Raw genomic sequence first — 9,961 nt, 5'->3', positions numbered from 1 at the left:
GGTCAGATCCGCCAGGAAACGGGGGTGCCTTTCGACCCGCCACGTCCCACCGACGTAACCGAAACTGTTCAGTACGGTCTGCGGGGGGTGGAAGGTCCCGTCGCCCTTGTTGCGCGCCACACGGACGCCGGATTCACCGAACCCCACGATGTCCGCCGTGCCGTCGCCGGTCAGATCCGCCAGGAAACGGGGGTGCCTTCCCACCCGCCATCCTCCTGCGCTGGCGGTGTACGCAAAGGACCCATCGAGTACCTTCTGCGTGGAGTGGAATGTGCCGGCCCCCTTGTTCAATGCTCCCCAGACGGCGGACTCACCGAAGCCGGCGATGTCCGCCCGCCCATCACCGGTCAGATCCGTCGAATACGTGATGTAAGCCCATGGAAAAGGTCTGGGCTCGAGCTTGGGATACATCGCGTGGACGGCGGCGATGTCTCCGTCGCTCAATCCTGACCGCTGGCCGAAGGGCTCGCCGTTGACAGCCGTTATCGTCACCTGACCGCTGATGCCGAAGGCAGTGGGGCCGTAGTGCATGATCGACTCGAAGTCGTAGGGGCCGATGTCGTCTCCGTCGGCGATGTGCTGATTGAAGTTGTGCTCCTTGCCGGCCTCGATCCGTTCCCAGTGGATACGGATGAAGCGGGCCCGGTCTTCCCGGCTCTGCTCGTGCCACAACCCGACAGCATGACCGATCTCGTGCACTGCAGCCCCGAACCCGCATCCTCCGGCCAGTGAGATGACTTGCTCGCCGCCACGCATGCCGACACCGGACCAACAGCCGTCCCGGACTTGGAACGACACCCAGTTCGGCCATGAACCGGCATTCTGCGCAGTCCGCTCGACGAAACGAATCCAGGTATGAGCCTCCCAGTGCTCGATCGCGGCACTGACCCGATCCCGTAGTTCGGGAACCGTGACATAGGGGACGACGCCGTTCGGCCAGCGAAACCTCTGACCTGTGATCCCAATTCCTTCGGCGAAGTCCAGTGGCTCCTCGGCGTGGCCGCTGATAGAAAGTGGTCCCGTCGTGATCCCTTCGAATTCGGCACGCAACGCCTCGAGCTCGTCGACTGTTCCGAGCCGGATGTCGCCCTCGAAGAAGCCGACTCCGTCGATCGCGGCGTACTGAACCGGTTTCACCTGGAAGGCCTGGATGCCGAATACGAAGGATGTGCGGACGTCCTCGGAAGACCTGAACATCAACTCCTCACATTCAGAGCGTGCCGCGCCCCCGCCCTCCGGGGCAGGTCCCGTGTTCTCGTTCATGGTGTCTCCCAGATAGAAGGATGCGCTTGCAGTGATGCAGCGCAGGCTAGCGAAATGGGCGTTACCAACCCATTACCGGATGTCGTCCTTTGTGGCGGCAGCCCAGCCGCACGGCCGTAGGAGTAGTCCAGGGGTCGTCTGGCGCGCTTGCTTCATGAGCGCGTCGTGGAAGCATTTCAACCGGGTTCAAGCCTCGCCGGCGGGTGGCTGGCGTCCATCGGGGCGGCGGTCGGGTACGGGCTCCGGAGGCAAGCCGGACTCCCGAACCTCGTACGACTCCAGGAACGGCGACAGCTCCGTCATCGGATAGCGTCCCGCGCCGTAACGCTGCACGCCGGTACGTGGGAGTGATGGTGACGCACCAGTACCCTCTGTGGAGGAAGCGGCTGTGGTGAGGGCGTCACCTTTTCGTTCCTCGATAACATAAAGTGCCTGTTGATTGACATGCCCCGGCAAGCTGAGGATGCTTGCTTTTGCATGAGGCATCGGCTAGATGAACTGAAACCAGGTTCCCATGGGCTACGACGACTATGGTGAATTGAAACTCGAACTGCTCCGGGCGTGGCAGCTTTTCCGGCACGGCGTTGTCGTACACGTTGCAACACGTCAGCAGCGCCTCATTGCAGCGCTTGCGGTCAAGGGTCCTTGCCTCAGAAGCTATCTTGTCGGCCTGCTGTGGCCGGAGTACCCCGATCCCCGGGCACTGGAGAGTTTGCGGGTCAGCGTGCACCTGATTTCACGTCAGGTACCCGGGCTGCTCGTCAATCACGGCGCGTTGTTGGCCTTGAACGACCGCGTCGAGGTGGATCTGTACCGCGTTCGGACCCAGACGCAGAGACTGAGCACGGTTGCTTCTGAGGAGGACTGGGCTCCTGTGCTGTACGAATTGCGTGACGCGGACCTGCTACCCGGCTGGTACGAGGACTGGGTTGTCTTCGAACAGAGCCGGCTGCAGCAGGACCGGCTCCGCGCTTTCACCATCCTTGCAGGGCATTCACTGGACCAGGGCTACTGTGACAGGGCAGAGGCGGCTGCCGAGGCGGCACTGGAGTTGGAGCCGCTGTATGAGGCTGCGGTCCGGATCCTCGTTGCTGCCGAGTTGCAGCACGGCAATCCGGCCGCTGCGCTTCGCGACTACGAACGGTATCGGGAAAGACTCGAGGAGGACATGGGGCTGAAGCCTTCCGAAGCTCTCCGCAGGCTCATTACTGATGCCATCGAGGGTCGAGTCCGAGCGAGTGAAGAGCACCTAGTTGTTCCTGCCGGTGACCCCTTGTTGAGCGGCTATCCACTTCTCCACCACCTGTAGGACCTCCGCATGATCAGCGACACATGCAGTGCGCTGTTCGTTTCCCGGTGATCGTCCGTACGTTATCCGTGCACGAAAACTCTGGGTGTGACCCGCCTCGAACCATGTGCGAATGATCATGGTTTCCATTGCTGGGGCCTCCGGACCTGCTCCGGAACCACCAGTAGATCGTGGCCAATGGCGGCCTGTCACCATGGTGTCCACCTACTCCCGGTCGTCGCCGCTGTCGTAGTCGCCGCCGACGCCGACGACGACGAGACGAAGGCCTCCTAGCGGATGATGGCGCTCAGCCCTAGTGCAACAAAGCCCCCGTTACGGCGGCGTTACGGGCGGCCGGGTCGGGCGGCCACGATGGCTCACTTCGCCCGGCGAGAGACGCCTGCCTGGATCTCCGGTCCACGGGAGATGGGTGCCGAGCTGGGAATGAGCCTGGTCCAGAACCACTGACCGAGACGGCGTCATCCGGGCCCGGTGGCTGTAACGCAGTAGTAACGGGGTGGGAGGTCTACTCCACTCGCAGCACCAAGGGGCCCGACCCTTCCCGGTGCTCCACGATCTCGGTACTGGGCAATGAAGAGAAGTATGTGATGACACAGGACGAAACCCACGCGTTCCCCGGTATCCGTTCAGGTGCGGAGTCCACATGACTCAGTTCCTGCCGATCATCTATGTCCGGGGGTTCGCCGGTGGCACTCGGGGAATCGACAAAGCGGTGGACGATCCCTTCTACGGCTTCAATGAAGGTTCCACTCACGTACGTGTCGGCGCCCATGGGAATGCCCTGTTCTACCAGTTCGAATCGCCCCTGCTTCGACTGATGATGGACTACGGCTACGAGCTGAAGGTACGTGGTGATCAGCAACGCCTGCTGAACGAGGCCGGAAGTGACTCGATGCCACCTCGGACGATCTGGGTGTACCGTTTCTACGACCCGAGCGCCTCCACCTTCGATCACCCGCCATTGCCCTACCGGATAGAAGACGCCGCCAGAGGACTGGCGGACTACATCCACAAGGTCCTGGACAAGACGAAGGACGCGGACCAGGTGTATCTTGTGGCGCATTCCATGGGGGGCCTTGTGTGCCGGTCGGCCATCCAGCGCTTCATGTACACGCCGAACCAGGCGTTGGGCCCCGAGGAAGTCGCCGCGGGGGAAGGTTTCGCCCCGGATCCTGCTCATCAGGAGCACGTGAACCTGTCCGGGAAGGTGACACCGCCGTTCCCTGTCTCAAAAGTCGTCACGTATGGAACCCCCCACGGAGGGATCGACATCGATCTCGGCGGATCGATCGGAGACTGGTTCGTAGAGACGTTCGGGCCCAACGGCTCAGATATCTTCAAGGAACCCCGCATGAGGGACTATCTGTCCCCCGAGGGGCAGGAGGACTTTCATCCTCCCGGAGGCTGGGACCCCCGTGTTCCATACTTCAGCGCGCTTCCGGCTGAGCGGTACCTGTCACTGGTGGGCACCAACCCGGGAGACTACGACGTCGCCCTGGGGTGGTCCTCGCGCGCGGTGGGCGTCAAGAGCGACGGACTCGTGCAGATCCGCAATGCCTACGTGAAGGGCTCCAACCGGGCCTACATCCACCGCTCCCATTCCGGGCGCTACGGGTTGGTCAATTCGGAGGAGGGCTATCAGAACCTTCAGCGTTTCCTTTTCGGCAACCTCAAGATTGCCATCAGCCTGTCGGATCTGGACCTGGATCTGACGGATGGAGCAGTCTGGCAGGCAGACGTGGGACTCGCGATCCGTGGAGTCCCAGTGCTGATGCACTACCAGTCCGCGACCGCCCACTGTCCGGTTGTTCTCAGCGAGGAGAACCGGGATACGCCGCTGAACCCGGTGCCGCTGGTGACAGCCTTCCTGCTGCCGAAGGAGGACCCCGCAGAGCCGCGTCGATATGCCCTGGATCTGCGTGTGTACTGCCTTCGGGAGGACAGGGGCTTCCTGTCCTTCGGTTCCCACCTCGAGCAAGTAGCCGACTGGCAGGACGCCCTGCTGGTCGACGTCTCCACCCAGGCAGACGGAACGATCGGGAGTGCGCGCTACCAGTGGAACTCCACCCTCGCGGGAGCGATAGCGAAGGCCGGCACGTTGGACAAAGAGCTCATGTGGCGTCGGGCCCCGGACGACACCGCCGCTTCGCCGAGTTTTGTCGCACGAGTCGACATACCTCCTGTGGCCGAAAGCGTCCTGGGACCGAACGCGCACCTCAGCGTCGGCATCGGACACTGGGAATAGGGATACATCTAGCTGCCCAGAGCGGTTTCGGCGAGGCGTTCCGCGCCCTCGGCGAGTGCGACGGACAATTCCCCTTCGCCCAGGCGGGAGGCGTAGGAAGCAAAGACGACTGCACCCACGACGCGTGCGGTGTCCATCTGCCATGGTTCCGGCCGGGGTCCTTCCTCCTGACGCGGGCCGGGCCAGGGCCATGGCCACTTGCGCGGCCATGGAGTGGCGCACCAGTCATCGACGAGTTCGCTGAGAATTCGCGCCTGAGATTCCCCCCGGACATCGGCCTCGACCGCCAGCCGAGTGGCCTCCGTGGCCATGAGGCCGGCATCGATGAGGAATCCATCCGGCTGCAGCCTGGGCGGTAACGGCTGGGGGTTCAGGGCTACCGCGGAATAGCGTCCCCGGACAAGTGGCCCCTGCAGATCGATCAGGTCCCAGACGGCAGGATGGATGCGGGCAATCAGGGACAGCAATGCGTAGTGATTCATGGTCGCTCCTTGGTCTCATCTTCTTGGCCGGCTCGGTGCCGGCGTCACGTCTTCGGGGCCCGCCGCCAACGGAACAAGAAGGTGGCTCGACACCCACTCGATTGTTTCCCTGATCACGCACGGTGACGCCGACCTGCTGCTGAGGACGTACCCAGCAACCGGCGATGACGCGTTCGTCCCCCAGGAACACGCACCTTTTCAGCGTGCTTTCCTGCCATGGCTTCTCCCTGACGAAGAAGACCCTTTCTTGACCGATCAGCAGCGGCGGTGCTTCGGTTGCCCCACCATTCTGCGAGCGGGGCGTTACTGGAGTGTTATCAACAATGAATTCCCGACGCCGAGCACGACATGACGGTGGAGGTAAGGCCGGATCGAGCGCTGACCAGCAGTTCCTGGCGGCGCAGCTGGCGCGCAAACGTGGGCTTCAGTCTCTGATACGACTGCATCACTCCCGACCGGCGCGACCGGGCGTGCCGGAAGTGAGGCTTCCCGGGACTTCGCGGAAGGGGGGGCTAGCGCCGGGTGTCCGCGAGGTCCGACGTCGACGGTCCTTCGAGCAGCTTCCCGTCGGCCGTGAAGCGGGACCCGTGCAGCGGGCAGTCCCAGGACCGTTCCGCGTCGTTCCAGTTGAGGATCCCGCGCAGGTGCGGGCACACGGCCGAGACGCGGTGCTGCACGCCGTCGACCGTGCAGATGCCGATGGGGCGCGCACCCTCCCGGACGACGCGGCCCTCGCCCTCGCCAGGAGCCGTCTCCCCGGTCTTCGCGAGACCGGACAGCCAGCCCGTCACCATGTCCATGCCGACCACGGCATTCGCCTGCACGGTCTGGAGCGCGTCGGACGGGCTGACCTTCGTCCGGTACAGGGTCTCGGCCCAGGGCATGTTGCCGCCCAGGATCTCACCGGACAGGGCCATGGATGCCGCGACGGCGTTGGTCATGCCCCACTTGTTGTAGCCCGTCGCCGCGTAGATGTGCCCGCCGCCGGCGGGCACCTTGCCGACGTACGGGACGGCGGCGGCAGGGGTGTAGTCCTGGGCGGACCAGGCGTAGGCGGGCCGTGCTGTCGGGAAGTACTCCTGAGCCCAGCGCGTGAGGTCGTCCACCTTGGCCTGCGTGTTCGAGCTATGGCCCACCTTGTGGCCGTTGCCGCCGACGATCAGGTACTTCGTGCCGTCCACGGTGGCGGTCCGCAGGGAGCGGGTGGGCGAATCGGCGCTGAGGAACATATCCTCCGGGACGTCGTCGTCCACTGTCAGCGCCACGCAGTAGGAACGCATCGGCTGCAGCACGGCGAAGTAGCCGCCGCGGTCGAGGATGGGGATGCCGGTGGCGAGGACCACGTTCGACGCCGTCACGGCGCCCGCGCTGGTCTTCAGTTCGACACCATCGGCGCCCGTCTTCGCGACTCCTTCGACACGGACGCCCTCGATCAGCGCACCACCGTGCCGCCGGAACTCCGACGCCAGCCCCGCCAGGACCTCCAGTGGGTGGAACTGCGCCTGGTCCTTCAGCCGCAGCGTCCTCCGCACGGGGAAGGGGAGGGTGGCCGCGGTGCCCAGCTCGGTAGCGAGCCCTGACTCGGTGCACGCCTCGTGCTCGGAGACCAGCTTCCGTGCCCCGGTATCGGTGGTCGCGTAGTTCACGGCGTCCCGCGTCTCGTAGCCGATGCCGTGATCATCGCAGAACCGCAGCAGCCAGCTCTGGCCCTCACGGTTCCCGACGACATAGGCGCGTGCCAGCTCGGCGTCGTGGTGCTTCAGGATCGTCGACATACTGGTGCCCTGCAGGAGCGAGAGCTTCGCCGTGGTGTTCCCCGTGGTCACTGCCCCTGCCGTCCTGGACTCGAGGATCGCCACCCGGTGACCCGCACGCGCCAGGAGGAGCGCCGTCGTCATGCCCGTCAATCCGGCTCCCACCACCACCGAGTCGAAGGAGGCGCCGTCCGGCAGGGTGTCGGAGGGGATGTGCGGCGCGGTGTCGAGCCAGAGTGATCTCATGGTGGTCCCTTCGAATCGATGTCCCCCACGCAACCACTAAGCATGCTTACAGTCAAGCATCGCAAGGCCTGTCGGCGGCACGCGCTAGGGTTGCGCCCGTCGACCGTCTCCTCCCAGGAAGGCACTCTCCGTGCACGTCCGGCTCGTCCTGCCCCACCAGCTGTTCGAGGAGCACCTCGAGGCGTCCCCGGACACGCATTTCGTGTTCCTCGAGGACGACCTCCTCTTCCGCAGCCTCCGGTTCCACCAGCAGAAACTCGTCCTGCACCGTGCTGCCATGACGCTCCTCGCCCGCCGGATCGAGGGCGCGGGCTATGCGGTGCACTACGTGGAGACGTCCGCGGACGCCACCAGTCAGGAGCGGCTGTACGCGTTGCTCCTCGAATGCGGTGCCACGGTGGTGAGCTACTACGACGTCGTCGACGACTGGCTCGAGGGGCGGCTCAGCCGCACGCTGGCCGATGCCGGCGTCGAGGGGCGCGTGCTCGGGACTCCGCAGTTCCTCACCCCGCGGGACACGATCGCCGGCTATTTCTCCTCCGCGAACTGGCGCATGCAGACCTTCTACGAATGGCAGCGCAAGCGGCTGGGCATCCTGGTGGAGCGCGACGGCTCGCCGACGGGCGGGAAGTGGAGCTTCGACGCCGAGAACCGCAAGAAGCTCCCCAGGAGGATCACCGTGCCGGACCTCCCGCAGTTCGAACGGCTGCCGGAGGTGGAGGACGCCATCGCCTGGGTGCGGACCGCCTTCCCGGACAACCCCGGCAACGCCGAGTCCTTCAACTGGCCCGTCACCCACCGGCAGGCGTTCGACGCCCTCGAAGCCTTCCTCACGGAGCGCTTCGAGCTCTTCGGACCGTACGAGGACGCGATCGCCGAGGGTCGGACGTACCTCTTCCACTCGGCCCTGAGCTCGAGCATGAACACCGGCCTGCTCAGCCCTGCCGAGGTGGTGGAGCTCGCCCTCGACTTCGCGGAACGGCACGGGACGCCCATCGCCAGCGTCGAGGGGTTCCTCCGCCAGATCATCGGGTGGCGCGAATACATCCGGGCGTCGTACGTCCTGCGGGGCCGCGAGATGCGGACCGGCAACACCCTGCGGCTCACCGCGGACCTGGGCGAGGGCTGGTGGACCGGGGACACGGGACTGGCACCGGTGGACTCCGTCATCACGCGCATCCTCGAGACGGCCTACGCACACCACATCGAGCGCCTCATGGTGCTCGGCAACGCGGCCCTGCTGATGCGCGCCAGGCCGGACGCCGTCTACGAGTGGTTCATGGAGATGTTCATCGACGCCTACGACTGGGTGATGGTGCCCAACGTCTACGCCATGAGCCAGTACGCGGCCGGCAGCATGATCACCACCAAGCCCTACGTGAGCGGCAGCAACTACATCAGGAAGATGAGCGACTTCAGGGACGGCCCCTGGCGGTTCAGCTGGGACGCGCTGTACTGGGAGTTCATCAGGGACTACCGGGACCTGTTCGCCCGCAACCCGCGGTCGAACATGGTCGTGGCACTCCTCGACCGCATGGACAGCGAGCGGCAGAGGGACCTGCGGCACGAGGCCGCCCGCTGGATCCCCGGCAAGGGATCGACGGCGGTGGACGAGGACCGCCCCGCCCGCACGGCGGAGCCCACGCGGACGCAGGCGCGCGCTCCGCTGGAGGAACGCCGGACACCGGAGGAGCGCCCGACGCCGGTAGTTCCGGCGGCGGCGCCGACGCTCCCCGGCCTATAGTCGGAACCATGGAACAACGAACCCTTGGAAGAACCGGCCGTCCCGTCTCCGTCGTCGGCCTCGGCACCTGGCAGCTCGGCGCCGACTGGGGCGAGGTGGAGGACAAGGACGCCGTGGCCGTCCTCGATGCGGCCGTCGAAGCCGGCGTCACCTTCTTCGACACCGCCGACGTGTACGGCGACGGGCGGAGCGAGACGACCATCGGCTCCTACCTCGCCGACAACCCGGACCTCGACATCCTCGTGGGCACCAAGATGGGCCGCCGCGTCGACCAGACTCCCGAGAACTACTCCCTGTCCAACTTCCGCCAGTGGATCGACCGCTCGCGCACCAACCTCGGCGTCGACGCCCTCGATCTGGTGCAGCTGCACTGCCCGCCCACCGCCGTGTACAGCTCCGACGAGGTCTACGACGCCCTCGACACCCTCGTCGACGACGGCGTCATCAGGAACTACGGCGTCAGCGTCGAGCGCACCGACGAGGCGCTCGCGGCGATCGCACGCGGCACCACCGCCAGCGTGCAGATCATCCTGAACGCCTTCCGCCTCAAGCCGCTCGACGAGGTGCTGCCCGCGGCGAAGTCCGCCGGCGTCGGCATCATCGCACGCGTGCCCCTGGCCTCGGGCCTGCTGTCCGGGAAGTACACGAAGGACACCGCGTTCGCCGAGAACGACCACCGGAACTACAACCGCAACGGCGCCGCCTTCGACGTCGGCGAGACCTTCTCCGGCGTCGACTACGAGACCGGGCTGCAGGCCGCCCGTGAATTCGCGGAGCTCGTCCCCGAGGGCGTCACGACCGCCCAGGCCGCACTGGCGTGGATCATCGCGCAGGACGGCGTCAGCACGGTCATCCCCGGAGCCCGCACCCCGGACCAGGCCAGGGCGAATGCGGCGGCCGCCGGCCACGCGGACCTCG

Annotated in this window: 7 protein-coding genes; 4 read left to right on the top strand and 3 right to left on the bottom strand. The window is 65.6% G+C overall.

What is annotated here, in order from left to right:
• A partial coding sequence (locus CVO76_RS10600) for a M12 family metallopeptidase (protein ID WP_208739209.1) occupies positions 1-1,263 on the bottom strand: 1,263 nt, incomplete at its 3' end.
• A gap of 514 nt (positions 1,264-1,777) precedes the next feature.
• Between CVO76_RS10600 and CVO76_RS10595 the strand changes: the two genes are divergently transcribed.
• Together CVO76_RS10595 and CVO76_RS10590 are read left to right on the top strand one after the other, a co-directional pair.
• Positions 1,778-2,572, top strand: coding sequence for an AfsR/SARP family transcriptional regulator (locus tag CVO76_RS10595; protein ID WP_208739208.1), 795 nt, complete (start codon positions 1,778-1,780; stop codon positions 2,570-2,572).
• A gap of 643 nt (positions 2,573-3,215) precedes the next feature.
• Positions 3,216-4,817 (top strand): esterase/lipase family protein, encoded by a 1,602-nt coding sequence (locus tag CVO76_RS10590; protein WP_208739207.1) that lies wholly within the window; start codon positions 3,216-3,218, stop codon positions 4,815-4,817.
• A gap of 8 nt (positions 4,818-4,825) precedes the next feature.
• On the opposite strand, the gene CVO76_RS10585 is transcribed toward CVO76_RS10590, so the two are convergent.
• Positions 4,826-5,299 carry a hypothetical protein gene (locus CVO76_RS10585; RefSeq protein ID WP_208739206.1) on the bottom strand — a complete coding sequence of 158 codons (474 nt, stop codon included), beginning with the start codon at positions 5,297-5,299 and terminating at the stop codon, positions 4,826-4,828.
• A 512-nt stretch (positions 5,300-5,811) separates the two neighbouring features.
• Entirely contained in the window at positions 5,812-7,299 is a 1,488-nt protein-coding gene (locus CVO76_RS10580) for an FAD-dependent oxidoreductase (protein ID WP_133081546.1), read from the bottom strand.
• Between the two features lie 130 nt (positions 7,300-7,429).
• Between CVO76_RS10580 and CVO76_RS10575 the strand changes: the two genes are divergently transcribed.
• Both CVO76_RS10575 and CVO76_RS10570 read left to right on the top strand, forming a co-directional pair.
• A complete protein-coding gene (locus tag CVO76_RS10575; protein ID WP_208739205.1) occupies positions 7,430-9,043 on the top strand; it encodes a cryptochrome/photolyase family protein in 1,614 nt (537 codons plus the stop codon).
• A gap of 8 nt (positions 9,044-9,051) precedes the next feature.
• Positions 9,052-9,961, top strand: a 910-nt coding sequence (locus CVO76_RS10570; RefSeq protein WP_208739204.1) for an aldo/keto reductase, incomplete at its 3' end; no start/stop codon positions are given.

This window comes from Arthrobacter agilis (assembly GCF_002953615.1).
Classification (GTDB): domain Bacteria; phylum Actinomycetota; class Actinomycetes; order Actinomycetales; family Micrococcaceae; genus Arthrobacter_D; species Arthrobacter_D agilis_B.
This window is presented reverse-complemented; position numbering and strand designations above follow the sequence as displayed.

What these genes read in the sequence shown, in the direction of transcription:
- CVO76_RS10595 (WP_208739208.1), top strand. Translation starts at nt 1,778, where the DNA reads ATGGGCTACGACGACTATGGTGAATTGAAACTCGAACTGCTCCGGGCG.
- CVO76_RS10590 (WP_208739207.1), top strand. Translation starts at nt 3,216, where the DNA reads ATGACTCAGTTCCTGCCGATCATCTATGTCCGGGGGTTCGCCGGTGGC.
- CVO76_RS10585 (WP_208739206.1), bottom strand. Translation starts at nt 5,299, where the DNA reads ATGAATCACTACGCATTGCTGTCCCTGATTGCCCGCATCCATCCTGCC.
- CVO76_RS10580 (WP_133081546.1), bottom strand. Translation starts at nt 7,299, where the DNA reads ATGAGATCACTCTGGCTCGACACCGCGCCGCACATCCCCTCCGACACC.